The sequence below is a fragment of the Rhodoferax ferrireducens genome, from assembly GCF_049302455.1.
GTDB lineage: Bacteria > Pseudomonadota > Gammaproteobacteria > Burkholderiales > Burkholderiaceae_C > Rhodoferax > Rhodoferax ferrireducens_B.
This window is the reverse complement of sequence record NZ_JBAQMD010000010.1, coordinates 1-23,977: the sequence shown is the minus strand read 5'-3', so window position 1 is coordinate 23,977 and position 23,977 is coordinate 1. Positions and strand designations below refer to the sequence as shown.

Below are 23,977 nucleotides of genomic sequence, written 5' to 3'. Positions count from 1 at the left end.
TAATTAAAATATTTATGAATCCGATTCAAGTAGGTCTTTTGGGCATTGGCGTTGTGGGTTCGGGCACCTTCAATGTGCTGCGTCGCAACCAGGAAGAAATCAAGCGCCGTGCCGGTCGTGGCATCGAAATCACCATGGTGGCGGATCTGGACGTGGCGCGGGCGCAAAGTCTGGTCGGACCAGACGTCAAGGTGGTCAATGACGCCCGCGCGGTGATTGCCAACCCCGACATCGACATCGTGATTGAACTGATCGGCGGCTACGGCATTGCCAAGACCCTGGTGCTGGAAGCGATTGCGGCGGGCAAACATGTGGTCACGGCCAACAAGGCGCTGCTGGCCGTGCATGGCACCGAGATTTTTGCCGCCGCATCCCAAAAAGGCGTGATGGTCGCGTTTGAGGCGGCAGTGGCCGGTGGCATTCCCATCATCAAGGCTTTGCGTGAAGGCTTGACGGCGAACCGGATCGAGTGGATCGCCGGCATCATCAACGGCACCACCAATTTCATCCTGTCCGAGATGCGGGACAAAGGCATCAACTTTGACGTGGCGCTCAAACAAGCGCAGGCGCTGGGCTACGCCGAAGCCGATCCGACCTTCGACATTGAAGGCGTGGACGCCGCGCACAAGGTCACCATCATGTCGGCCATCGCGTTCGGTATTCCGGTGCAGTTCGACAAGGCCTATGTTGAAGGCATCACCAAGCTCGGCGCCGCCGACATCAAATATGCCGAGCAGTTGGGCTACCGCATCAAGTTGCTGGGCATCACCAAGCGGCGCGGGCTTGATGCGGCCCAACACACGTCAGCGGGGGTTGAGCTGCGTGTTCACCCGTGCCTGGTGCCCGCCAAGCGCCTGATCGCCAATGTGGAAGGGGCCATGAATGCGGTCATGGTGCAGGCTGACGCCGTGGGCACCACGCTGTACTACGGCAAGGGCGCGGGCTCCGAGCCAACCGCCAGCGCGGTCATTGCCGACCTGGTTGACATCACCCGCCTGCACACAGCGGATGCGGCGCAGCGCGTGCCGCATCTGGCGTTCCAGCCCAATGCCATGAGCGACCTGCCGGTGCTGCCCATGAGCGAGGTGGTGACCAGCTATTACCTGCGTTTGCGTGTGGCCGATGAAGCCGGAGTGCTGGCCCGGGTGACCGGCATTCTGGCGTCGCTCAGCATCAGCATTGACGCCGTGCTGCAGCGCGAAGCCGATGAAGTGGGGGGCCTGGGCGGTGCTGTGCAGATCGCGCAAACCGATGTCATCATCCTGACCCACGACTGCGTCGAGGCCAAAATGAATGCCGCCATCACCCAGATGCAGGCCCTGCCCACCGTGCTGGAACCCATTACCCGCATTCGCAAGGAAGAATTAGCCTGATGAACTACATCTCCACCCGTGGCGACATGAGTCGCAAGCATTTTTGTGAAATCCTGCTCGAAGGCCTGGCGCCCGACGGCGGCTTGTACCTGCCCGAGAGTTATCCGCATGTGGATGACGCCACGCTGACCCGCTGGCGCTCGGTGTACCACCAAGAGGGTTATGCCGAGCTGGCCTTCGAGATTCTGTCACTCTACATCGACGACATTCCCGCGCCCGACTTGCGCTCGATTTGCCACAAGACCTACACCGCCGAGGTGTTTGGTACCGGCGAAATTGTGCCGTTGCGCCACCTGGAGAACGGGCTCTGGTTGGAGGCCCTGTCCAATGGCCCGACGCTGGCTTTCAAGGACCTGGCGATGCAGTTGCTGGGTAACCTGTTTGAGTACGAGCTGGCGCGCCGCGGTGAAGAGCTCAACATTCTGGGCGCCACCAGCGGCGACACCGGCAGCGCCGCCGAGTACGCCATGCGCGGCAAAAAGGGCGTGCGTGTCTTCATGACCAGCCCGGCGAATCGCATGAGCCCGTTCCAGCAGGCCCAGATGTTCAGCCTGATGGACGAGAACATTCACAACATTGCCGTCGACGGTGTATTTGATGATTGCCAGGATATGGTCAAGGCCGTGTCCAACGACCTGGAGTTCAAACGCAAATACAAGATCGGCACCGTCAACTCCATCAACTGGGCGCGCCTGCTGGCCCAGGTGGTGTATTACTTTGCGGGCTATTTTCAAGCGACACAAAACAACACCGAAAAGGTCAGCTTCGCCGTGCCCAGCGGCAACTTTGGCAATGTCTGCGCCGGTCATGTGGCACGCATGATGGGTCTGCCGATCGCCAAGCTGGTGGTGGCCACCAACGAGAACGACGTGCTGGACGAGTTTTTTAAAACTGGTGTCTACCGCGTGCGCAGCAGTGTCGATACGCATGAGACTTCGAGTCCGTCGATGGATATCTCCAAAGCGTCCAACTTTGAGCGCTTTGTGTTTGACCTGCTGGGCCGTGATGGGGCCCGGGTCAAGGCCTTGTTTGGGGATGCGCTGGCCCGCACCGGCCGTTTTGATCTGAGTCAGCACCCGGCCTTTAACCAGACCACCTTGCGCTATGGCTTTCAGAGCGGACAGAGCAGCCATGCGGATCGCCTCGCCACCATCAAAGACAGCTTTGAGCGCTTTGGCATGCTGATCGACACACACACCGCAGACGGCGTCAAGGTGGCGCGTGAGCATCTGCAGCCGGGGGTGCCGATGATCGTGATGGAGACGGCCTTGCCGATCAAGTTTGCCGCCACGATTGTGGAAGCGCTCGGGCGTGAGCCGGATCGCCCAGCCAAATTTGTCGGCATCGAAGCCTTGCCCAAGCGTGTGACCCGCATGGCGGCTGATGTCGAGGCTGTCAAGGCCTATATTGCCGAGCACTGCGCATGAAGGTGGTTGGTTTTGCCGGCTTTTCCGGCTCGGGCAAGACCACGCTGGTGGAGCGGCTGATTCCGGCGTTGCGGCGCAGGGGACTGCGGGTGTCGGTGGTCAAGCATGCCCACCACCATTTTGACATTGACCATGCGGGCAAAGACACCTACCGCCACCGTGAGGCCGGTGCCTTTGAAGTGGTGGTGGCCTCAAGCAAACGGCTGGCGCTGATGCGCGAGTTTGAGCAAGCGGCGCAACTCTCGGTGCATCAATTGATTGCCGAACTCTACGAGGGCGTGGACTGGGTGCTGGTAGAAGGTTTCAAGGACTCGGACTTGCTCAAGGTGGAGGTCTGGCGGGCGCAGGCCGGGCAACCGGCACGCTACATGGACGACGACTTCATCGTCGCCATTGCCACCGATTCACCCGATCAGCTGCCGCACCCGACCTTGCGCCCGGTGCTGGATCTCAACGATGCCGAGGCGCTGGCGGATTGGCTGGTGGCCAATCAGGACCGCTTCAACTATTGCCTGGAAGATATCGCATGACGCGGCCCGGTTCGCCAGATTCGCGTCGTCCGGCCCTGATGCCGCTCGATGACGCTTTGAGCCAGTTGCTGGCTTTTGCCGTGCCGCTGGCCGATATCGACTCAGTGTCCACCTTTGAGGCCGATGGCCGGGTGCTGGCGCAGAATTTGGTGTCTGCCTTGCAGGTGCCCCCGCACGACAACAGTTCGATGGATGGCTATGCCGTGCGCTGCCTTGACGTGGCGCAGGCATTGCAATCCACTCAGCCAGAGGCGGGCACTTTGCCCGTGTCGCAACGCATTGCCGCTGGCTCATCGGGCGTGCCGCTGGCCCCGATGACCGTGGCACGTATTTTTACCGGCGCGCCGATCCCCTTGGGTGCCGATGCCGTGGTGATGCAGGAAGACTGCGAAGTGCTGCCTGGCGCGGGCGGGCCCGGCAGCAACGCGGTGCGCATCAAGTCCGTGCCGGCACCGGGCCAATGGATTCGCCGTGCCGGTGAGGACGTCACACAAGGCGCAGTTGTGCTCTCAAAAGGAGAGCGTCTCACGCCCGCTGCATTGGGGCTGGCGGCCAGTATTGGCATGAACCTGTTGCAGGTAGCGCGGCGTCCACGGGTCGCCTTGTTCTCGACCGGCGACGAGTTGGTCATGCCCGGCGACGTGGCGCCTGAGCAGATGAAGCCCGGTGCCATCTACAACTCCAACCGTTTCTTCTTGCGCGCGCTGTTGCAGCGCCTGGGCTGCGAGGTGAGTGACTTGGGTATCGTGCCGGACCGGCTGGACGCCACGGTAGCCGCCCTGCAGGCGGCCGCGCAGCACCATGACCTGATCCTGACCAGCGGTGGCGTCTCGGTCGGCGAAGAAGACCACATCAAGCCCGCCGTGCAGTCGCTGGGGCAGCTTGATTTGTGGCAGATCGCCATCAAACCCGGCAAGCCGTTTGCCTATGGTCGGGTGGCCAATGCCCACTTTATCGGGTTGCCTGGCAACCCGGTGTCAAGCTTTGTCACCTTCTTGCTGCTGGTGCGGCCGTTTTTGCTCAAATTGCAAGGGGTCACCCAGGGTGCTATTAAATCAATAGCTGTGCCCGCCCATTTCACCTGGGCTAGAGCCGATAAACGTCGTGAGTTCTTGCGCGTGCGGCGCAACGCAGCGGGTGGGCTGGATCTGTTTGCCAACCAAAGTTCAGGGGTGCTGACCTCGGCTGTTTGGGGTGACGGGCTGGTGGACAACCCGCCCGGTCAGACCATTGCTTTTGGCGACCCAGTGCGGTTTATTCCTTTTTCGGAGATCATGGGATGAAGGTCACAGTGAAGTATTTCGCCTCCATCCGCGAGGCCATTGGCGTGTCCAGCGAATCGGTCCACTCTGCTGCGCCCACCTTGTCGGTCCTGCGTGACGAACTGATTGCCCAGGGCGGCGCCCATGCGGAGAGCCTGGCGCGGGGCCGGGCTGTGCGCATGGCGCTCAACCAGGTGATGTGTGATGAGGCTACTTTATTGGTCGAAGGGGCTGAGGTGGCGTTCTTTCCTCCTGTCACGGGGGGGTGAATTTGTGAGGGCTGGTTTTTTTGCTATTTTTTCCCCACTCACTCCCCCAACCCCTCTCTCGCCCCGCCGGGCGAAAGAGGGGAGCCTCATTTGGCCGCGTTTTTTAAGGTGAGAAATTTGCAGTCCACTGCGCGCTGGCCTTTAAGTGGCACTCTGCCAATAACGGACCTGTCACGCAGCGCCGATGCTGCTTCGGGTTTCGGTTTCACTCTCGGTCTGGGCCTGGCGTCGAGCCATTGAGTGATTGGATTGGTGTGTCGATGGCTCGCAGTCACTTAGAGGCCAGCGCGCCATCAATCTGCTTTTTCCCACCTTCAAAGACAAGGCCAAATGTGGCTGTTAGCTCCCCTTTCCGCCCCGGCGGGGGCGGAGAGGGGTTGGGAGAGAGAGGGGGGAATACACCAATAAGAAGATCTGAGGCATCGCCAGTAAATGTGAGGCATCGCCAGTAAGGAAGTAACCCATGAAGAATCAAGCAACTTCACCACGAGTCAGCATTCAAACCGCAGATTTCGATCTCAGCACGGAAGTCGCAGCGTTACGTGCGCAAGACCCCCGCGTCGGTGCCGTCTGCAGTTTCATCGGCACCGTGCGCGACCGCACGGCGGGCACATCCGGCAGCATCAGCAGCATGGAGCTGGAGCATTACCCCGGCATGACCGAAAAATCGATCGAGGCCATGATGGATGCGGCGCTCAAGCGTTTTGACATCTATGGCGCGCGTGTCATTCACCGCGTTGGACTGTTGCAACCGCTGGATCAAATCGTGCTGGTGGCGGTCACCTCGGCGCACCGGGGCGAGAGTTTCAAGGCCTGCGAGTTTTTGATGGACTACCTCAAAACCCAGGCCCCGTTCTGGAAGAAGGAGCAAACCCCCGAGGGCGCGCGCTGGGTTGATGCGCGAGTCAGCGACGATGCCGCCCTGGCACGCTGGGGCATTGCGGCATCCAATTAGTTCAGGTAGCGCGGCGGCTCGGCACTGGCAAAGGCATCCAGCGGCGAAGAAGCTGGAGCATCAGGGTTTGGGCTCAGCAACAGGCCCCAGTCGGCCTCTTTCAGCGCCAGTTCGAGCAGATGCATGAAACCATGCAGCAAGGGCGGACCCAGGGTGACTTCAAAACAGCGCGATCCCTGGCTGCCCTCCAGTTTTTCTTCAAACCCCACGCGCAAGTTGCCTGCGTCAAGGGGCGTGACGTGGATCGTGGTGGCCAGCAGCGGCTCCTGGCCGAGCGGCAAGGCCGAGGCCTGCGCTTTGAACGGGGTCTGAAAGTCGGCTTGCTGCAGTGCTTCCATGCGTCTGAACTTGGCCAGAGCCCGGTCGTCGTCGCCGTCCTGACTTGCCAGTGGACTCAATGGGCGAGGCGATGCGCCTGACGCCTGCAGCATGTGTAAAAACAGGTTCTTCACCATCCGGCGTGTCAGCCAAAGCCGCAGTTCCTGGTCCGCACGCGTGTTGAGCCGCACCAGCAGGCGATCCTGCGCCACCACGTAGCTGACTTGCACTTGATGAATCACCATGTTTTGATTTTAGTCAGCTCTGGCGCGCGCTGTTGGCCTTGAAATGGGCTTTGTTAACCCAAGGTAATCGTCAATCAACGATGAAGAGGATCGCCATGCGAATCGAAAAACTCACCACCAAATTTCAGGAAGCCTTGGGCGAGGCGCAAACGCTGGCCCTGGGCAGTGACAACGCCTATATCGAGCCGGTCCATGTGCTGATCGCCATGCTCAAGCAGGAGGACGGTCCGAAAGCCTTGCTGCAGCGCGCCGGCGTCAATGTGCCGGGGCTTCTGGCCGCCGCCGAGGTGGCCATGAAGAGGCTGCCCGAGGTGACGGGGCAAGAGCAGGTGCAGGTCGGGCGCGACATGGTGTCGCTGTTGCAGGCGGCCGAGAAAGAGTCCATCAAGCGTGGCGACAAGTTTGTCGCCAGTGAGTTGTTTTTGTTGGTGCTGACGGACAGCAAGCAGGACATCAGCAAAATTGCCAGAGAAAACGGCTTGACCCGCAAGTCGCTGGAAGCGGCGATTGACGCCGTGCGCGGTGGCCAGAACGTGGACAGCGCGGATGCCGAAGACCAGCGTGAATCGCTCAAAAAATACTGTATTGACCTGACCGAGCGGGCCCGCCTGGGCAAGCTTGACCCGGTGATTGGTCGCGACGATGAAATTCGCCGCGCCATCCAGGTGCTGCAACGGCGCACCAAAAACAATCCTGTCTTGATTGGCGAGCCCGGTGTCGGCAAAACCGCCATTGTGGAAGGCCTGGCGCAACGCATCGTCGCTGGCGAAGTGCCCGATTCACTCAAGGGTAAACGGGTTTTGTCGCTCGACATGGCCTCCTTGCTGGCAGGGGCCAAGTTCCGCGGCGAGTTTGAAGAGCGGTTGAAAAATGTGCTCAAGGACCTGGCCAAAGACGAGGGTCAGACCATTGTGTTCATTGACGAGTTGCACACCATGGTGGGCGCCGGCAAGGCCGAAGGCGCAATGGACGCGGGCAACATGCTCAAACCCGCCTTGGCGCGCGGTGAGTTGCACTGCGTGGGCGCGACCACGCTGGACGAATACCGCAAGTACGTCGAAAAAGACGCCGCGCTGGAACGCCGCTTCCAGAAAATCCTGGTGGGCGAGCCCACCGTGGAAGACACCATCGCCATCCTGCGCGGTCTGCAGGCCAAGTATGAGACCCACCATGGCGTGCAGATCACCGACCCGGCGATCGTCGCGGCCGCGGAGTTGAGTCACCGCTATATCACCGACCGTTTCCTGCCCGACAAGGCGATTGACCTGATTGACGAGGCGGCCTCCAAGATCAAGATCGAGCTCGACTCCAAGCCCGAGGTGATGGACAAGCTCGACCGGCGTTTGATCCAGTTGCAGATCGAGCGCGAAGCCGTGCGCCGCGAGAAGGACGAAGCCTCGCAAAAACGCTTTGGCCTGATCGAGGAGGAGATCGCCCGGTTGCAAAAGGAGATTGCCGATCTGGACGAAATCTGGAAGGCCGAAAAAGCCCAGGCCCAGGGTTCCAAAGCGATCATGGAAGAGATCGAAAAGGTGCGTTTCCAGATTGAGGAGCTCACCCGCAAGGGTGATTTCAACCGCGCTGGCGAGTTGCAGTATGGCAAGCTGCCGGGGCTGGAAAAGCAGCTCAAGGACGCACAGGACCAGGAAGCGGGCAGAGCCAAGACAGCCAAGGACGGCGGGCGCGCGCAGTTGCTGCGCACCATGGTCGGTGCCGAAGAAATCGCCGAAGTGGTGAGCCGTGCCACCGGTATTCCGGTGTCCAAAATGATGCAGGGCGAGCGCGACAAACTGCTGCTGATGGAAGCCAAACTGCATCAGCGCGTGGTCGGGCAGGACGAAGCCATCACGGCGGTCGCCAACGCCATTCGCCGCTCGCGCGCCGGCTTGTCGGACCCGAACCGGCCGACCGGCTCGTTCCTGTTCCTCGGCCCCACGGGGGTTGGCAAGACCGAGCTGTGCAAGGCGCTGGCCGGTTTCCTGTTTGACTCGGAAGACCACCTGGTGCGCATCGACATGAGTGAGTTCATGGAGAAACATTCGGTGGCGCGACTGATCGGCGCGCCGCCCGGCTATGTCGGTTACGAGGAGGGCGGCTACCTGACCGAGGCCGTGCGCCGCAAACCCTACAGCGTGCTGCTGCTCGATGAGGTCGAAAAAGCGCACCCGGATGTGTTTAACGTGTTGCTGCAGGTGCTTGACGATGGGCGTTTGACCGACGGCCAGGGCCGCACGGTGGACTTCAAGAACACCGTGATTGTGATGACCAGCAACATCGGTTCGCAGATGATCCAGAGCATGGTCGGGCAAGACAGCGAGGACATCAAGGACGCGGTGACTGCGGAGCTGAAAAATTACTTTCGGCCCGAATTTTTGAACCGTATCGACGAGACCGTGGTGTTCCACGCGCTCGATGCATCGCACATTGCCAAGATTGCCGCAATCCAGATTCAGGTGCTGCAAGAGCGCCTGGCCAAGATGGAGTTGACGCTGGAGGTGTCTCCTGCGGCGCTGGCTGAGCTGGCCAAGGTCGGTTTCGACCCGGTGTTTGGCGCGCGACCCTTGCGGCGTGCGATTCAGCAACGGATCGAAAACCCGCTGTCCAAGCTGCTGCTGGAAGGCAAGTTCGCCCCGAAAGATGTGATCCCGGTCGACGTGGATCCGATCCGCTCGCCCGGGCAGTTCAGCTTCGAGCGGGTGGTGCACTGAGGGTGCGGCCTGAAGTCCAAATGCGAAAAAACCCGCCAAGGCGGGTTTTTTTGTGAGAGTAAGTTCGGGTCTTATTTTTTGGCGGCGCTGGCAGCCGGTTTGGCTGCATCAGCTTTGGGTGTCACGGCAGCCTTGACGTCTTTTGCAGTTTCTTTGACCGCGTCTTTGGTGCTGATGGCGGCACCTTTAACAGCGTCTTTGGTGGTCACGGCCGCATCTTTGGCTTTTTCCGTCAGTGGCTTGTCGGCTTTCTTGGCCGGTGCTGCAGCGGGGCCTTCGTACTTGGCACCGGAGACGGTCAGGCCTTCAGCGGAGAACTTGGCGGCGCTTTTGTCGCCGACGCCTTTCACGCGGGTCACGAAATCGTCCCAATTTTTGAATTCACCTTTTTTGCGCTCGGCAATGATCAGCTTGGTGGTCACCGGACCGATGCCCTTGATGCCGTCGAGCTCGGCTTCAGTGGCTTTGTTGACGTCAACCGCCGCGAACGCGGCGACCAGGAACATGGCGGCAAAAAAAGCCAGTAATTTTTTGAACATGAGAATTCCTCAAAGAATGGATTGAAATGGGCCTGTGACTCCTGTAGCGCACAAAGAGCCGCTGCATCATAACGGTCTCATTTCGGGCCGGGTTGACCTGTCCGCGGCGTTATTGATCAGTAGTCGTCCAGCACGGGCCCCCTGGCTGGCGTTGAAGGCAAACTTGTCTGGTGGACGCCGGGAATTGGAAGCTGGGACATAATTGACCAGCCTTTTAGTTTTGTCTCCGTTCTACAGAAATCACCATGCCCGTCTATCGCTCAAAAACCTCTACTGCTGGCCGCAACATGGCAGGTGCACGCTCGCTCTGGCGCGCCACCGGCATGCAAGACGGCGACTTCAGCAAACCCATCATCGCCATCGCCAACTCGTTTACTCAGTTTGTGCCCGGCCATGTCCACCTGAAAGACCTGGGGCAACTCGTGGCGCGAGAGATTGAGCTTGCGGGCGGTGTGGCCAAAGAGTTCAACACCATTGCGGTCGATGACGGCATTGCCATGGGCCACGACGGCATGCTGTATTCGCTGCCGAGCCGTGACATCATTGCCGACTCGGTGGAATACATGGTCAATGCGCATTGCGCTGATGCGCTGGTGTGCATTTCCAACTGCGACAAGATCACCCCGGGGATGTTGATGGCGGCCATGCGGCTGAACATTCCGGTGGTGTTTGTTTCGGGCGGCCCGATGGAGGCCGGCAAAACCCGGCTGGGTGTCATCAAGCTCGATCTGGTCGACGCCATGGTGATGGCCGCTGACTCCTCCGTGTCAGACGAGGAAGTCGCCGAGGTGGAGCGCTCGGCTTGCCCGACGTGCGGCTCGTGCTCGGGCATGTTCACCGCCAACTCGATGAACTGCCTGACCGAGGCACTGGGCTTGTCGCTGCCCGGCAATGGCACGTTGGTGGCCACCCACGCTGACCGCGAGCAGCTCTTCAAACGGGCCGGCCATTTGATTGTGGAACTGGCCAAACGCTATTACGAAAAGGATGACGCATCCGTGTTGCCGCGCGCCATTGGCCTGAAAGCCTTTGAGAATGCCATCACGCTCGATGTCGCCATGGGCGGCTCCACCAACACCATTTTGCACCTGCTGGCGGTGGCGCAAGAGGCCGGCATTGACTTCACCATGAAAGACATTGACCGCCTGTCGCGCAGTGTGCCGCAGCTGTGCAAAGTGGCACCCAATACGCCCAAATACCATGTGGAAGACGTGCACCGCGCTGGCGGCGTGATGGCGATCCTGGGCGAGCTGGAACGCGCTGGCAAGCTGCATACCGACGTGCCCACCGTGCATGCGCCGACCATGATGGAGGCGCTGGCGCAGTGGGACATCATGCGCAGTCCTTCGCTTGAGGTGCAAAAGTTTTACCTGGCGGGCCCGGCGGGCAAGCCAAGTCAGGTCGCTTTCAGCCAAGCCACCCGCTGGCCGAGTCTGGATACGGATCGTGCCCAGGGCTGCATCCGCTCAGTGCAACACGCGTACTCGCAAGAAGGCGGGCTGGCGGTGCTGTACGGCAACATTGCCCTGAATGGCTGCGTGGTCAAGAGCGCCGGTGTGGACGACTCGTTGTTGGTGTTTGAAGGCCCGGCGCATGTGACGGAGTCGCAGGACGAAGCGGTTGAGCACATTCTGGGTGACCAGGTCAAGGCCGGTGACGTGGTGATCGTGCGTTATGAAGGCCCCAAAGGCGGCCCGGGCATGCAAGAGATGCTCTACCCCACAAGCTATATCAAGTCCAAAGGTCTGGGCAAAGCCTGCGCGCTGCTGACCGACGGGCGTTTTTCCGGTGGCACCTCAGGGTTGTCGATTGGCCATGCCTCGCCCGAGGCAGCGGCTGGCGGGGCCATTGGCCTGGTGCGCCAGGGGGACCGCATTCGCATCGATATTCCCAACCGCACGATCAACGTGCTGGTCTCTGATGACGAGCTCGCCAAACGCCGCGCCGCGCAGGATGCCCTGGGCTGGAAGCCGGCCAAACCCCGCCCACGTAAAGTGTCGGCGGCCCTGAAGGCTTATGCCATGCTGGTGATGTCGGCCGACAAAGGCGCGGTGCGCGATCTGTCGCTGCTGCAGGACTGATTTCGCCCGTCTCCCGCGTCCCCAGGCAGCCCGCCGCCGCCGGCCCATCGGCTGCATCGCCTGCTTCACCCTGACTATCCATGCTGATCCATCCTCAAATAAATCCCATTGCCGTACAACTCGGGCCGCTGGCCGTTCATTGGTATGGTCTGACCTATCTGGCCGCTTTTGGCTTGTTCATGTTTTTGGGTATCCGGCGCCTGCGGCATGAGCCGTTTGCTTCCATCACAGGGGCTGGTGCCTGGTCGCGCAAAGACGTGGAAGACATTCTGTTCATGGGTGTGATGGGTGTCGTGCTGGGCGGGCGCATCGGCTACTGCCTGTTTTACAAGCCGCTCTACTATCTGGCGCACCCGCTGGAGGTTTTTGCCGTCTGGCAAGGCGGCATGAGCTTTCACGGCGGCATGCTGGGCGTCATTGCCGCGATGATCTGGTTTGCCCATTCACGCGCCAAACCCTGGCTGCAGGTGGCTGATTTTGTGGCGCCGTGTGTGCCCACGGGCCTGGCGGCGGGGCGGGTGGGCAACTTTATCAACGGCGAACTGTGGGGGCGTCTGAGCAGCCCGGATTTGCCCTGGGGCATGGTTTTCAGGGGCGCGGGCGACTTGCCACGGCACCCGTCGCAGGTGTATCAGTTCTTGGGCGAAGGGCTGCTGTTGTTCGTGCTGCTGTGGCTGTACGCTCGCAAGGAGCACAAACAGGGTCAAGTGGCGGCGGCCTTTTTGGTGGGCTATGGCGTGTTTCGCTTCATCGCCGAGTTTTTCCGCGAACCGGATGCGTTTCTTGGCATTCTGTCGCTCGGCATGAGCATGGGGCAATGGCTGTGCCTGCCCATGATTGTTGGCGGTGTGGGATTGTGGTGGTGGGCCCGGCGCTCGTCAATAATTCATACAAATTAGGGCTCTAGCCCGCGTGGAATAAGCGTCAACAGCTATTTATATAATAGCAAATGTGTTGGTTGAAAAAGCTTGGTTTCATTCTGAAAGCAGATCGTTATGAGTTCTAAAGTGGCGCAGCGTGGCCATGTTCACTGCGAGCACCGGGACGCAGTGGCGCTGGTCACGATTGCCAACATGCCCAAATTCAATGCCATGTCGCGTGCCATGTGGCGCGACTTGCGTGCTGTTTTTGAGCGCATTCAGCGCAGCCCTGACTTGCGGTGTGTACTGGTGGCGGGGGAGGGCGCGCATTTCTGCGCGGGTGGTGATATCTCCGAGTACGCTGATTTCCGGTTTCAGGAAGCCAGTTTGCGCGATTTTCACGAGAGCGACGTCTGGGGTGGCTTGCAGTCCATGCTGGACTGCGACGTGCCGATCGTGGCGCAAATTGCGGGCAACTGCATGGGTGCGGGGGTTGAGATCGCCAGTTGTTGCGATATCCGGCTGGCCGCTGCCAGCGCCCAATTTGGCGCGCCGATTGCCCGGCTGGGCTTTCCGATGGCGCCGCGTGAAGCCGCCCTGGTGGCGCGTGAAGTGGGGCTGACCGTGGCGCGCCAGATGCTGCTGGCCGCAGAGATTCTCGAAGCGGCGGACATGAAGTCCGCAGGCTTTCTCAGCCAGGTGCTGTCAGATGAGGCACTGGCGGCACAGGCCCAAGCGATCACACTGCGCATGGCTGCCCTGGCACCGCAGGCGGCGCGGCTGAATAAACAGACATTCAGAGCATTAAATAAGGCGTTAGCCCCCGTCAATAGGGTGCAAGATGCTACTAATTCGATAGCAACTGGCGGCGCCAATGCCTACGCTTATGCCGCCAGCGCCGAGCACCGTGAAGGCATCACCGCCTTTCTGGAAAAGCGAAAGCCGGTGTTTTGAAGGTGTCAAACCCGAAAATTCGTCCGGATATGTGGACCCCAAACGTCATGAATCAAAGTAATGCCAATCTTTTTGCTGCCTTGCGCGCAGCATTCCCTCCAGACCTGGACGCGCTGGCGATTGAGACCGACAGCGGCCTGCTGTACTCGTGGCGCGACCTGGAGCGCGCGACGGCCATGCTGGCCAACCTGCTCGGCTCGCTCGACTTGCCCGCAGGTGCCCGCATTGCGGTGCAGGTGGAAAAATCGGTCGAGGCGCTGCTGCTGTATCTGGCGACCTTGCGCGCCGGGTTTGTTTTTTTGCCGCTCAACACCGCCTACCAAAGCGCCGAGATGGCGTATTTCATTGGCAACGCGGAACCCGCCGTGGTGGTGTGTACGGCTCAAAATTTTGGCTGGATCAGCCAACTGGCGTTCAAGGCGGGCACTCAGCATGTCTTCACGCTCAACGAGAATCGCACCGGCTCGCTGCTGGCGCGCGCCGCCGCCCAGCCCGATCAGCACGAGGTGGCGCTCAAGCAAGCCGATGAGCTGGCGGCCATCATTTACACCAGCGGCACCACCGGCCGCTCCAAAGGTGCCATGTTGACGCACGGCAATTTGCTCAGCAACGCCCAGGTGCTGAAAAGTTACTGGGGCTGGCGCAGCGCCGAGGAGGGCCGCGATGTGTTGCTGCATGCCTTGCCGATCTTTCATGTGCATGGCCTGTTTGTGGCGATTCACGGCGCGCTGCTGAGCGGCAGCCAGATGATCTGGCTCAATCAGTTTGATCCCAAAACGGTGATCAAGAAGCTGCCTGAAGCCACTGTGTTCATGGGCGTGCCCACGCTTTATGTGCGTTTGCTGGCCGAACCGGGCCTGACCCGGGAAGTGGCGCGTCACATTCGGCTCTTCATTTCCGGCTCCGCCCCCTTGTTGATTGAGACTTTCAAGGCCTGGCAGGACCGCACCGGCCACACCATTCTGGAGCGCTACGGCATGAGCGAGACCGCCATGATCACGTCCAACCCGTACCGCGAATCGGAAGGCGAGCGCCGCGGTGGCACCGTCGGTTTCCCCTTGCCGGGTGTCAGCCTGCGGGTGCAGGATGACGCTGGCGAGAATGTGGTGGTAGGGGAAATCGGCAACATCGAGGTCAAGGGACCTAACGTGTTCAAGGGCTACTGGCATATGCCAGAAAAGACCGCCGAAGAATTCACCTTGGATGGTTACTTCAAAACCGGCGATGTCGGCAAAATCGACGCGCAGGGCTATGTGACGATTGTGGGGCGCAGCAAAGACCTGGTCATCAGCGGCGGCTACAACGTGTATCCGGCGGAGGTTGAGGGCTATATCAACGAGATGCCGGGCGTGGCCGAGAGCGCCGTGGTTGGTGTTCCCCACGCTGACTTTGGCGAGGTTGGCGTGGCCGTGGTGGTGGCCAAACCGGGTGTGGCGGTAGAGTCCGCCAGGATTCTTGCCAGCCTGAAAGCGACCTTGGCAAATTTCAAGGTGCCCAAGCAGTGCTTTGTGGTCGATGCCCTGCCGCGCAACAGCATGGGCAAGGTGCAAAAAAACGTGTTGCGCGAGCAGTATTCAGCGTAGCACCAGCACCGGCACATGGGAGTGCGTCAACACCAGCTGGGTTTCGCTGCCCAGCAGCATGCGCTTGATGCCACGGCGGCCGTGTGACGCCATGACGATCAAATCGCATTTGTGTTTTTTGGCCGCGGCAATGATGGCGTCCGATACCAGGTCCGACTTGACCGTGATGACTTTGGTTTTGACACCTTTGGCCAGCGCGGCTTGCTGTACCGCGTCGACAACGGCCTGGCCGTCTTCAGCCCACTGTTTTTCAACCCGGCTAACCTCGGCTGCCTGCAAAGCCAGACCACCCTCAAAGTAGCTTTGCGGGTAACGCGGGATGACTTTCATGGCCACCAATTCGGCCTCGCACAGCGCCGCCAATTCAATCGCGCTACTGACCGCTTTTTTTGACAAGGTGGAACCATCGGTGGCGACAAGAATTTTTTTGTACATGGTTTGTTCCTGGGGGCTAAAGACACGCAGCTTACACCGCTCGTTCGCTGTTGTTTTGATGGTCGTCAAGTAAAATGCGCGCCTTGTCGGCAACTCTTGGAACTCATGTCAATTGCCATTCCGGCCGTCGCCGTCGCGGCGCCACCTGTCCCGATCAATCCAGATGACAGCAGTCCAGCCCAAGCGCCAGGCTCTGATGCGGCTGTAGAGAGGCTGCGGCTGCTGGATGACCCGCAGGAGTGGTCGGCCTTCAGTCGCCCTGATGTCAAGCGCGCAAATTATTGGGAGTCCAACATCCTGATTGAAGGCATGCACTGCGCGGCCTGTGCCTTGACGCTTGAAGATGCGTTGCTGGGTGTGCCGGGCGTGGTGACGGCCGACGTCAGTGCTGGCAGCCATCGTGCGCGCGTTGTCTGGTCGGCCGATGCGGTGCGCCCGTCGGACTGGATGGGTGCCGTGCAAGCGGCCGGTTACCGTGCTGTGCCGGCCAACGATGCGTTTGCCCGCGAGCGCCGAAAAAACGAAGCACGCAAGGCGCTTTGGCGCCTGCTGGTGGCTGGGCTGTGCATGATGCAGGTGATGATGTACGCCTTCCCGGCCTACGTCGCAGAGCCCGGTGATTTGACGGCCGAAATGGAGCAACTGCTGCGTTGGGCGTCCTGGGTGTTGACGCTGCCGGTGGTCCTGTTCTCCTGCGGGCCGTTCTTTGGCAGTGCCATGCGCGACGTGTTGCATCGCCGCATCAGCATGGATTTGCCGGTCGCCTTGGGCATGCTGATTACTTTTGCCGTCAGCACCGCTGGCACGTTTGAGCCGCTGGGCATCTTTGGTCGCGAGGTCTATTTCGACTCGCTCACCATGTTTGTTTTCTTTCTGTTGTCTGGCCGCTGGCTGGAGTTGCGCCTGCGAGACCGAACGGCCGGCGCGCTGGAAGTGTTGATGAACCGCTTGCCCGACAGCGTGGCGCGCCGGGTTGGGAACGGAACCTATGAACGTGTGCCGGTGCGTCGCCTGGTGGCGGGCGACGTCATGCGAGTCCTGCCGGGCGAGACTTTTCCGGCTGATGGTGTGGTGCTGCAAGGCGAGACGATGGTCGATGAGGCCTTGCTCACGGGCGAGTCGCGTCCGGTCGCGCGTGGCGTTGGCGCGACGGTGATTGCCGGCAGCCATAACCTCTCAACCGTGGTTCAGGTTCGGGTCGAGCGACTCGGCGATCAAACCCGTTTTGCCCAGATTGTGGCGCTGATGGAAAGCGCGTCAACGACCAAGCCACCGATCGCGCGCCTGGCGGATCGCATTGCCAAGCCTTTTTTGTTGGCGGTCCTGTTGGCCGCGAGTCTGGCTGGTGCTTTCTGGTGGGGGCGGGGACCGGGCCATGCGCTGATGGTGGCGGTGGCGGTGCTGGTTGTGACCTGCCCTTGTGCCCTGTCATTGGCAACGCCGGCTGCCATGTTGGCGGCAGCGGGCACCTTGGCGCGACGAGGCGTGCTGGTACGTCGACTGGAGGCCTTTGAGGCGCTGGCGGCGATTGACACGGTGGTGTTTGATAAAACGGGCACCTTGACGCACGATGCCATGGTGTTGGGGGACGTTCAGACAAGAGCGGGCGTCGCCCCGGAGCAGGCGCTGACCATGGCGGCGGCCTTGGCACACTATTCACTGCACCCGGTCTCGCGGGCCTTGGTGCTGGCGGCGGGCGAGGCCGCAAGCTCTGCGCCGTGGCAGGCCGAAGGCGTGCGCGAGTTGGCCGGCGCCGGGGTGTCGGGCCGGGTTCGGTCTGACAGCGCAGGTGGTGCACCGATTGAGCTGCGGCTGGGTTCTGCTGACTTCTGTAGTGTTGAGATGGCCCGGCCAGACACCTTGCAGGCCTGCCTGAGCGACGCGCAGGGCTGGCTGGCGACTTTTGAATTCCATGAACATCTGCGCTCCGATGCAGTGGCGACGGTGGAGGCACTTCAGGGTGCGGGCATCGCAGTGCACCTGTTGTCGGGCGATAGTCTGTCGGCGGCGGCCAGGGTGGCTGCCCAGGTTGGCATCACAGCGTTCAAGGGCGCCTGTTCCCCGCAGGACAAGCTCGATTTCTTGCGTATTGCCCAACAACAGGGGCACAGGGTGGCCGTCGTGGGGGATGGTCTTAATGATGGCCCGGTACTGGCCGGCGCCCATGTGTCGTTCGCCTTTGGGCAGGCGGTACCATTGGCGCAGGCGCAGGCGGACTTTGTGGTGCTGGGTGATCAAATCGGTGCGGTGGCGCAAGCGCTGAGTCTGGCTCGTCGTACCCTGCGTGTGGTGCGGCAAAATCTCTGGTGGGCGGCCGGTTACAACGCGGTGTGTGTGCCGCTGGCCATGGTGGGGTGGATGCCAGCCTGGCTGGCGGGTCTGGGTATGGGCATGAGTTCCTTGTTGGTCGTGCTCAACGCCTTGCGGTTATCCCATAGTGTTGAGCCAGCAAAAACACCCCTGCGCTATCATGACTTGGCGGATGAACAATGACGACATACGACGTGAGCGCGGGTTCTGCGGTCATGCTTCACAAAACTTCAAACCATAATCCTGATCAGCTTCAGGCGAATGGTTGATCCGACATCGGCAAAGGACATTTTGAATTTTTCATCATCCGTAGCGACTGGAGACCGGGCTGGCAATGCCATGGCTCAAGCGACAACCATCCTCGTGGTGGAGGATGCGTTGGGCGACTTTTGTTTCATCAAATCCTGTCTGCAACAAGCGGGCTTCTGCCGAGACGACCATGAGCCTCCCCTGATATGGGCAAAGTCTCTGGCGCAAGGCATTGCGCAAGCGCGCCACGTCAGGCCCGATGTCATTCTGCTCAAGACTTCCTTGCCTGATTCATCCGGGATGTCCACCGTGGTGGCGATGAACGCTGCCTTACCCAATGTGCCCATCATTGTGCTGAACGGTGTTGATGACGACAACTTTGCCATTGCCGCCCTCGAGGCCGGTGCGCAGGACTATTTGATCAGAGGCCAGTTTGATTACAAAGCCTTGGGGCGCAGCATGCGCAACGCGCTGGTGCGCGCGAAGCTTGAGTCGCGTTTGCGACTGTTTGAAGTTGCCCTGGATTCGGCTGCGAATGGCATTGTGATCACCGACATCCAGGGGAAAATCGAGTGGGCCAACCTGGCCTTCACTCAGATGACCGGCTATGGCGTTGAGGAGGCGCTCGGCTGCAATCCGAGCCAATTGGTGAGTTCCGGCAAGCATGATTGCGCGTTTTACCGGCACATGTGGGCGACCATCCTGTCGGGGCAGGTCTGGCGCGGCGAACTCATCAACCGGCGCAAGGACGGCACTCTGTATGACGAGGCCATGGCGATTGCGCCAGTGACTGCGGGTGACGGTTCGATTCGTAACTTTGTTGCCATCAAGCAAGACATCACCGAACGCAAGGCCGCCGAGTTGCTGATTCAAAAAAGCGACCAGCAGCTGGAGTTGGCGCTGGCCGGCTCCGGCCTGGGTCTGTGGGACTGGCATGTCGGCAGCGGCGAGTTTGCGACCAGTGCGCGCTGGTGTGCCATGCTGGGCTACGGCCAGGATGAGATCGAACCCAACATCCGCAGCCTGGAGAAGCTGGTGCACCCGAAGGATTGGCCACTGGTCTGTGCCGCGCGGGACGCACACCTGAGCGGCGAAACGCGCGCTTATGAATCTGAACACCGGATGCGCCACAAAGACGGCCATTGGGTCTGGGTGTTGGAACGGGGCAAGGTGGTGGTCCGCGACACCGATGGGGGACCCTTGCGTGCCGCCGGTACGCAGCTCGATATCAGCGACAACAAGCGTCTCAATCAGGAGGGTTCTGAGTTGCTGCGGCGCATTGAGTCGCTGATGCGTGAGGTCAGCAAGCCGCCTGCACTTGTTGAGCGAGAACGATCAGGTGAATCGGACAGGTCGGCGCGCATCAGCGCCCGTCAACGTCAGGTCCTTGAGCTTGTCGCTATGGGGTGCACATCCGCGCAAATCGCCGAGAAATTGCAAATCTCGCCTGCCACCGTGGTGACCCACCGACGCGATCTGATGGGTAAACTCGATTTGCACACTGTTGCCGAGCTGACACGCTATGCGATGCAGAGCAAGCTGGGTTCAGAATAGAAGCGGTGGCGCCCGGCGCTTGCTGGTTCGATGAAGCGCTTGCCCGTATCGCGACGGCCCGTTTACCTTCATGTAGGTATCAAAATACCGTATCCAAGGTATTTTCACAGTGTGGTTTGAGGCGTACAGTACTTGCCATGTACCAAGCCTGCCCATCAAGGGCCATCGAATCAATCGCATTGTCAGACCTGGCGTTGAAACGCCCAGGCTTCAAAGGCAGATTTGATGTGCAACTTCACCGATTGGCTGTCTTGGATGTTCCCTTGGATAATTTACACTTCTAACAGCGAAATTTTTCCGATGATTGCAGAAACAAGCGTCAAGAAAACCCCGTTCGTGATCGAATGGCGAGACGGGTTCAAGACCGTTATTTCCAGAGTTGATCAAGAGCGCCGGCACCTGGTCAAGCTTGTTGGATAGGCATAGTGAGAACTTGATGGACGTACTGTACTTGCTGATTCCGTTGTCCGTGATTCTCATATTTTTCATTCTCGCCGGACTGTGGTGGGCTATTTACCGTGGTCAATTTGAGGATATTGAGTCTGAAGGTGAGAGAATTCTCAAGGAGTCATGAATATTTTTGTAAGAATTTGACAGGGTTCATAAGATCGACTGGTAAGTGGCGAGACAACGTGACGAACCGTAAGAAACGAATGTAAAACAAACTGAGAAGAGGTGAATATGGCATTTTCAAATACGCTAGCAACTACCTACGACGATAAGGTTGTCAGGCAGTTTGCTGTCATGACGGTGATATGGGGTGTGATCGGCATGCTGGTGGGCGTGATCATTGCAGCCCAGTTGGCTTGGCCGGAGTTGAACCTTGGTATTTCCTGGCTTAGCTACGGTCGTTTGCGCCCGTTGCACACCAATGCGGTGATTTTTGCCTTTGGTGGCTGTGGTTTGTTTGCCGCGTCCTATTATGTTGTGCAGCGAACCTGCCAGGTTCGTCTGTTTGCGGGTGGTCTGGCCTCTTTTACTTTTTGGGCCTGGCAACTGGTTATTCTTTCCGCTGTTGTTTCTCTGCCATTGGGGTTTACCCAGGGCAAAGAATATGCAGAACTGGAATGGCCAATTGACATCCTGATTACGGTGGTCTGGGTTTCCTACGCAATCGTGTTTTTTGGCACGATTGGAACCCGAAAAGTTCGTCATATTTATGTGGCGAACTGGTTTTTTGGCGCTTTCATTCTTGCCGTGGCTTTGCTGCATTTGGTTAATAGTGCAGCCATTCCCGCTGGCTACCTGAAGTCCTACTCAGCATATGCGGGTGTGCAGGATGCCATGGTGCAGTGGTGGTATGGCCACAACGCAGTTGGTTTCTTTTTGACGGCAGGCTTCCTGGGCATGATGTATTACTTCATTCCCAAGCAGGCTGAGCGGCCGGTGTATTCATACCGCCTGTCTATTGTTCACTTTTGGGCGCTGATCTTCACTTATATGTGGGCAGGCCCGCACCATCTGCACTACACCGCGCTGCCAGACTGGACGCAATCGGTGGGGATGGTGTTTTCCCTGATTTTGCTGGCGCCAAGCTGGGGTGGCATGATCAACGGCATTATGACCTTGTCGGGTGCCTGGCACAAACTGCGTGATGACCCTATTCTGCGTTTCCTGATTGTGTCGCTGTCGTTTTATGGGATGTCGACCTTTGAAGGTCCGATGATGTCGATCAAGACCGTCAATGCCTTGTCGCACTACACCGACTGGACCGTGGGTCACGTGCACTCAGGGGCGCTGGGTTGGGTCGGACTGGTGACCATGGGCTCCATGTATTACCTGATCCCGCGTCTGTTTGGCCAGAAACAGATGTACAGCGTGAAGGCGATTGAGGTGCATTTCTGGACCGCGACGATTGGAATCGTGATCTATATCGCGGCCATGTGGATTGCCGGTGTGATGCAGGGCTTGATGTGGCGCTCGATCAACCCCGATGGTACCTTGACCTACTCTTTTGTGGAATCCGTCAAGGCCACGTTCCCGTTCTATGTGCTGCGTTTGCTGGGAGGCCTTTTGTACCTCGGCGGCATGCTGGTCATGCTCTGGAACACATTCAAGACGGCGACCAAGGGGCGTTCCGTCACCGTGACCATTCCGGCCGCTGTTGCCCACGCTTGAAAAGGAAAATACCATGGCAAACAACAAGGCAAGCGGCGCACTGTCGCACGAAAGAATCGAAACCAACAACTTCCTGATGATCGTTTTGATCTTGCTGGTGTTGCTGGTGGGTGGCTTGGTGGAAATTGTTCCGCTGTTTTTCCAGAAGTCCACGACTGAGCCGGTCAAGGGTCTGCAACCTTACACGGCACTCCAGTTGGCGGGGCGTGACATTTACACCCGAGAGGGTTGTTACAACTGCCACTCGCAAATGATTCGACCGTTCCGCGCCGAGACCCTGCGTTACGGCCACTATTCCGTAGCGGGCGAATTTGTCTACGACCATCCATTTCAGTGGGGCAGCAAGCGCACGGGCCCTGATCTGCATCGCGTCGGTGGCAAGTACAGCGATAAGTGGCACACAACGCACCTGAACAATCCGCGGGATTTGGTGCCTGAATCGAATATGCCTGCTTATCCATGGCTTCTCAGAGACTCTGTAGATGCAGATTCGATGCCGGCGCACATGAAAGCATTGCGGAACGTCGGCGTGCCTTATACCGATGAGCAAATAGCCAAGTCATCGGAAGAGTTGAGAGGCAAGAAAGAAATCGAAGCCGTCATTGCCTATTTGCAGGTTTTGGGAACCTTGGTCAAATAAACGGGAGATATTTTGTATGGAACTCGATATCAATACCCTTCGTTCGATGGCCACGGTGGTTAGCTTCATCACGTTTATTGGCATCATTGTGTGGGCTTACTCCCGCCGAAATGCTGCTGATTTCGAGGAAGCCGCGAACCTACCCTTTGAACAAGACTGGCGAACTGCAATAAAAGAAGAGGATAAAAGATGAGCGACTTTACAAGCAATTTCTGGTCGATATATGTCGCCGGAATCACCATCGTCAGTATCGTGGCCTGCTTGCTGCTGCTGATAATGACCGGCAAGTCCACAGGCATGTCGGCCAGCGATAACACTACCGGGCATGTGTGGGATGGCGATTTGCGGGAGATGAACAACCCCCTGCCGCGCTGGTGGGCCTGGTTGTTTGTCATCACGATTGTTTTTTCCTTCGTCTATCTGGCGTTGTACCCAGGGCTAGGCACTTATGGTGGCAAGTTGGGCTGGACGTCCGTCGGGCAACACCAGGCGGAGGTCGATAAAGGCAATGCCGAGGTCGCACCCTTGTATGCCAAATTTTCAGCCATGAAACCCGAAGACGTGGCCAAAGATGCACAGGCCATGGCTATTGGTGAGCGTTTGTTCATGAACAACTGCGCCCAGTGCCACGGCTCTGATGCTCGCGGCAACAAGGGTTTTCCGAACTTGACTGACAACGATTGGTTGGGCGGCGGCACGCCAGAGATTATCAAAGCCGACATCACCAAGGGTCGTATTACCGTGATGCCACCGATGGCAGCGGCGGTCGGTACGGCACAAGATGTCAAGAACCTGGCACAGTATGTGTTGAGCCTGTCTGGTAGCCCACACGATTCTGTTCAGGCGGCCCTCGGTAAGGAAAAATTTGCTGTCTGCGCCGCTTGTCACGGTATGGACGGTAAGGGTAATCAGGCCCTTGGTTCAGCCAACTTGACAGACAATATTTGGTTGCACGGCTATGGCGAGGCGGCCATTGTCGCCATGGTCAATGAGGGCAAGACAAACCAGATGCCCGCCCAGGCTGATAAGTTGACAGAGGCTCAGGTTCACGTGTTGGCTTCTTATGTTTGGGGGCTTTCCAATAAGGGCGGTATCGCCGCTCAGTAAGCTCTATATGATTAGTCTGGTAGCCACTCGGAAAGTACGCTGTTGAACAATAAGGCATTCGGCAATTACAAGGTCATCCCCATCGTTCACCAAGAAGGCTTTGAGCCGCCGCATCCGCCCGAGCCGGCGGATGACGGCATACTCTCCCTGTACGCCTCGCACCAGACGATTTACCCGCGCAGTGTCTCGGGCCTGTTCTCCAACTGGCGATGGGGCATGGTCTGGCTGACCCAGATCATCTTTTACGGTCTGCCCTGGCTGGAGTGGGGCCAGCGCCAGGCGGTCCTGTTTGACCTGGCTTCCAGGCGCTTCTACATCTTTGGCCTGGTGCTGTACCCGCAGGACTTCATCTACCTCACCGGTATTCTGGTCATCTCGGCCCTGTCGCTGTTTCTCTTTACGGCAGTGGCCGGGCGCCTGTGGTGTGGCTACGCCTGTCCACAGACGGTCTACACCGAAA

At 59.2% G+C, this 23,977-nt stretch carries 22 protein-coding genes; 19 read left to right on the top strand and 3 right to left on the bottom strand.

The window, feature by feature from the left end:
- The first annotated feature begins 14 nt into the window (after nt 1-14).
- From WA157_RS01170 to WA157_RS01145, 6 genes are all read left to right on the top strand, one after another.
- The gene (locus WA157_RS01170; protein WP_422619205.1) at nt 15-1,373 is read left to right on the top strand and encodes a homoserine dehydrogenase; all 1,359 of its coding nucleotides are present in this window, start codon (nt 15-17) and stop codon (nt 1,371-1,373) included.
- Nucleotides 1,373-2,800 carry a threonine synthase gene (gene thrC / locus WA157_RS01165; protein WP_422619204.1) on the top strand — a complete coding sequence of 476 codons (1,428 nt, stop codon included), beginning with the start codon at nt 1,373-1,375 and terminating at the stop codon, nt 2,798-2,800. Before WA157_RS01170 ends, thrC begins: the two co-directional genes overlap by 1 nt.
- Nucleotides 2,797-3,330, top strand: coding sequence for a molybdopterin-guanine dinucleotide biosynthesis protein B (gene mobB, locus WA157_RS01160; protein WP_422619203.1), 534 nt, complete (start codon nt 2,797-2,799; stop codon nt 3,328-3,330). The genes thrC and mobB overlap by 4 nt, the downstream gene beginning before the upstream one ends.
- Nucleotides 3,327-4,613 carry a gephyrin-like molybdotransferase Glp gene (gene glp / locus WA157_RS01155; protein ID WP_422619202.1) on the top strand — a complete coding sequence of 429 codons (1,287 nt, stop codon included), beginning with the start codon at nt 3,327-3,329 and terminating at the stop codon, nt 4,611-4,613. Before mobB ends, glp begins: the two co-directional genes overlap by 4 nt.
- The gene (locus WA157_RS01150) at nt 4,610-4,861 is read left to right on the top strand and encodes a MoaD/ThiS family protein (RefSeq protein WP_422619201.1); all 252 of its coding nucleotides are present in this window, start codon (nt 4,610-4,612) and stop codon (nt 4,859-4,861) included. Before glp ends, WA157_RS01150 begins: the two co-directional genes overlap by 4 nt.
- A gap of 463 nt (nt 4,862-5,324) precedes the next feature.
- Nucleotides 5,325-5,816 (top strand): molybdenum cofactor biosynthesis protein MoaE, encoded by a 492-nt coding sequence (locus WA157_RS01145; RefSeq protein WP_422619200.1) that lies wholly within the window; start codon nt 5,325-5,327, stop codon nt 5,814-5,816.
- On the opposite strand, the gene WA157_RS01140 is transcribed toward WA157_RS01145, so the two are convergent.
- Nucleotides 5,813-6,379 (bottom strand): hypothetical protein, encoded by a 567-nt coding sequence (locus WA157_RS01140; RefSeq protein WP_422619199.1) that lies wholly within the window; start codon nt 6,377-6,379, stop codon nt 5,813-5,815. The two genes, WA157_RS01145 and WA157_RS01140, sit on opposite strands and share 4 nt — an antisense overlap.
- A 95-nt stretch (nt 6,380-6,474) precedes the next feature.
- On the opposite strand from WA157_RS01140, the gene clpB reads away from it, so the two are divergent.
- Nucleotides 6,475-9,087: an ATP-dependent chaperone ClpB gene (gene clpB / locus WA157_RS01135; protein WP_422619198.1), complete on the top strand. Its 2,613-nt coding sequence runs from the start codon at nt 6,475-6,477 to the stop codon at nt 9,085-9,087.
- Between the two features lie 71 nt (nt 9,088-9,158).
- Here the strand turns inward: clpB and WA157_RS01130 are convergent, their stop codons facing one another.
- On the bottom strand, nt 9,159-9,626 hold the full coding sequence (locus tag WA157_RS01130; protein WP_422619197.1) for a ComEA family DNA-binding protein: 468 nt from the start codon (nt 9,624-9,626) through the stop codon (nt 9,159-9,161).
- Nucleotides 9,627-9,871: 245 nt separating this feature from the next.
- Between WA157_RS01130 and ilvD the strand changes: the two genes are divergently transcribed.
- From ilvD to WA157_RS01110, 4 genes are all read left to right on the top strand, one after another.
- Nucleotides 9,872-11,707 (top strand): dihydroxy-acid dehydratase, encoded by a 1,836-nt coding sequence (gene ilvD / locus WA157_RS01125; RefSeq protein WP_422619196.1) that lies wholly within the window; start codon nt 9,872-9,874, stop codon nt 11,705-11,707.
- A gap of 80 nt (nt 11,708-11,787) precedes the next feature.
- Nucleotides 11,788-12,606, top strand: coding sequence for a prolipoprotein diacylglyceryl transferase (lgt, locus tag WA157_RS01120; protein ID WP_422619195.1), 819 nt, complete (start codon nt 11,788-11,790; stop codon nt 12,604-12,606).
- A 96-nt stretch (nt 12,607-12,702) separates the two neighbouring features.
- On the top strand, nt 12,703-13,521 hold the full coding sequence (locus WA157_RS01115; protein WP_422619194.1) for an enoyl-CoA hydratase/isomerase family protein: 819 nt from the start codon (nt 12,703-12,705) through the stop codon (nt 13,519-13,521).
- A gap of 47 nt (nt 13,522-13,568) precedes the next feature.
- Nucleotides 13,569-15,104, top strand: a complete 1,536-nt coding sequence (locus WA157_RS01110) for a malonate--CoA ligase (RefSeq protein WP_422619193.1) — start codon at nt 13,569-13,571, stop codon at nt 15,102-15,104.
- Here WA157_RS01110 and WA157_RS01105 read toward each other — a convergent pair.
- Nucleotides 15,096-15,539, bottom strand: a complete 444-nt coding sequence (locus tag WA157_RS01105) for a universal stress protein (protein WP_422619192.1) — start codon at nt 15,537-15,539, stop codon at nt 15,096-15,098. The two genes, WA157_RS01110 and WA157_RS01105, sit on opposite strands and share 9 nt — an antisense overlap.
- 105 nt (nt 15,540-15,644) lie before the next feature.
- Between WA157_RS01105 and WA157_RS01100 the strand changes: the two genes are divergently transcribed.
- The 8 genes from WA157_RS01100 to WA157_RS01065 form a co-directional block, all read left to right on the top strand.
- Nucleotides 15,645-18,032: a heavy metal translocating P-type ATPase gene (locus WA157_RS01100; RefSeq protein WP_422619191.1), complete on the top strand. Its 2,388-nt coding sequence runs from the start codon at nt 15,645-15,647 to the stop codon at nt 18,030-18,032.
- A gap of 156 nt (nt 18,033-18,188) precedes the next feature.
- On the top strand, nt 18,189-19,652 hold the full coding sequence (locus WA157_RS01095) for a PAS domain S-box protein (protein WP_422619190.1): 1,464 nt from the start codon (nt 18,189-18,191) through the stop codon (nt 19,650-19,652).
- A 436-nt stretch (nt 19,653-20,088) separates the two neighbouring features.
- The gene (gene ccoS / locus WA157_RS01090; RefSeq protein WP_422619189.1) at nt 20,089-20,226 is read left to right on the top strand and encodes a cbb3-type cytochrome oxidase assembly protein CcoS; all 138 of its coding nucleotides are present in this window, start codon (nt 20,089-20,091) and stop codon (nt 20,224-20,226) included.
- 107 nt (nt 20,227-20,333) lie between these two features.
- Nucleotides 20,334-21,770 (top strand): cytochrome-c oxidase, cbb3-type subunit I, encoded by a 1,437-nt coding sequence (gene ccoN / locus WA157_RS01085; protein ID WP_422619188.1) that lies wholly within the window; start codon nt 20,334-20,336, stop codon nt 21,768-21,770.
- A gap of 13 nt (nt 21,771-21,783) precedes the next feature.
- Nucleotides 21,784-22,410, top strand: coding sequence for a cytochrome-c oxidase, cbb3-type subunit II (gene ccoO / locus WA157_RS01080; protein ID WP_422619187.1), 627 nt, complete (start codon nt 21,784-21,786; stop codon nt 22,408-22,410).
- 16 nt (nt 22,411-22,426) lie between these two features.
- Entirely contained in the window at nt 22,427-22,603 is a 177-nt protein-coding gene (locus tag WA157_RS01075) for a cbb3-type cytochrome oxidase subunit 3 (RefSeq protein ID WP_422619186.1), read from the top strand.
- Nucleotides 22,600-23,517 carry a cytochrome-c oxidase, cbb3-type subunit III gene (ccoP, locus tag WA157_RS01070; RefSeq protein WP_422619185.1) on the top strand — a complete coding sequence of 306 codons (918 nt, stop codon included), beginning with the start codon at nt 22,600-22,602 and terminating at the stop codon, nt 23,515-23,517. Before WA157_RS01075 ends, ccoP begins: the two co-directional genes overlap by 4 nt.
- 42 nt (nt 23,518-23,559) lie before the next feature.
- On the top strand, nt 23,560-23,977 hold a 418-nt coding region (locus WA157_RS01065; RefSeq protein ID WP_422619184.1), incomplete at its 3' end, for a 4Fe-4S binding protein.

Excerpts from the sequence above, each read along its gene's own strand:
- WA157_RS01170 (WP_422619205.1), top strand. The coding sequence starts at position 15 with ATGAATCCGATTCAAGTAGGTCTTTTGGGCATTGGCGTTGTGGGTTCG.
- thrC (WP_422619204.1), top strand. The coding sequence starts at position 1,373 with ATGAACTACATCTCCACCCGTGGCGACATGAGTCGCAAGCATTTTTGT.
- mobB (WP_422619203.1), top strand. The coding sequence starts at position 2,797 with ATGAAGGTGGTTGGTTTTGCCGGCTTTTCCGGCTCGGGCAAGACCACG.
- glp (WP_422619202.1), top strand. The coding sequence starts at position 3,327 with ATGACGCGGCCCGGTTCGCCAGATTCGCGTCGTCCGGCCCTGATGCCG.
- WA157_RS01150 (WP_422619201.1), top strand. The coding sequence starts at position 4,610 with ATGAAGGTCACAGTGAAGTATTTCGCCTCCATCCGCGAGGCCATTGGC.
- WA157_RS01145 (WP_422619200.1), top strand. The coding sequence starts at position 5,325 with ATGAAGAATCAAGCAACTTCACCACGAGTCAGCATTCAAACCGCAGAT.
- WA157_RS01140 (WP_422619199.1), bottom strand. The coding sequence starts at position 6,379 with ATGGTGATTCATCAAGTGCAAGTCAGCTACGTGGTGGCGCAGGATCGC.
- clpB (WP_422619198.1), top strand. The coding sequence starts at position 6,475 with ATGCGAATCGAAAAACTCACCACCAAATTTCAGGAAGCCTTGGGCGAG.
- WA157_RS01130 (WP_422619197.1), bottom strand. The coding sequence starts at position 9,626 with ATGTTCAAAAAATTACTGGCTTTTTTTGCCGCCATGTTCCTGGTCGCC.
- ilvD (WP_422619196.1), top strand. The coding sequence starts at position 9,872 with ATGCCCGTCTATCGCTCAAAAACCTCTACTGCTGGCCGCAACATGGCA.
- lgt (WP_422619195.1), top strand. The coding sequence starts at position 11,788 with ATGCTGATCCATCCTCAAATAAATCCCATTGCCGTACAACTCGGGCCG.
- WA157_RS01115 (WP_422619194.1), top strand. The coding sequence starts at position 12,703 with ATGAGTTCTAAAGTGGCGCAGCGTGGCCATGTTCACTGCGAGCACCGG.
- WA157_RS01110 (WP_422619193.1), top strand. The coding sequence starts at position 13,569 with ATGAATCAAAGTAATGCCAATCTTTTTGCTGCCTTGCGCGCAGCATTC.
- WA157_RS01105 (WP_422619192.1), bottom strand. The coding sequence starts at position 15,539 with ATGTACAAAAAAATTCTTGTCGCCACCGATGGTTCCACCTTGTCAAAA.
- WA157_RS01100 (WP_422619191.1), top strand. The coding sequence starts at position 15,645 with ATGTCAATTGCCATTCCGGCCGTCGCCGTCGCGGCGCCACCTGTCCCG.
- WA157_RS01095 (WP_422619190.1), top strand. The coding sequence starts at position 18,189 with ATGGCTCAAGCGACAACCATCCTCGTGGTGGAGGATGCGTTGGGCGAC.
- ccoS (WP_422619189.1), top strand. The coding sequence starts at position 20,089 with ATGGACGTACTGTACTTGCTGATTCCGTTGTCCGTGATTCTCATATTT.
- ccoN (WP_422619188.1), top strand. The coding sequence starts at position 20,334 with ATGGCATTTTCAAATACGCTAGCAACTACCTACGACGATAAGGTTGTC.
- ccoO (WP_422619187.1), top strand. The coding sequence starts at position 21,784 with ATGGCAAACAACAAGGCAAGCGGCGCACTGTCGCACGAAAGAATCGAA.
- WA157_RS01075 (WP_422619186.1), top strand. The coding sequence starts at position 22,427 with ATGGAACTCGATATCAATACCCTTCGTTCGATGGCCACGGTGGTTAGC.
- ccoP (WP_422619185.1), top strand. The coding sequence starts at position 22,600 with ATGAGCGACTTTACAAGCAATTTCTGGTCGATATATGTCGCCGGAATC.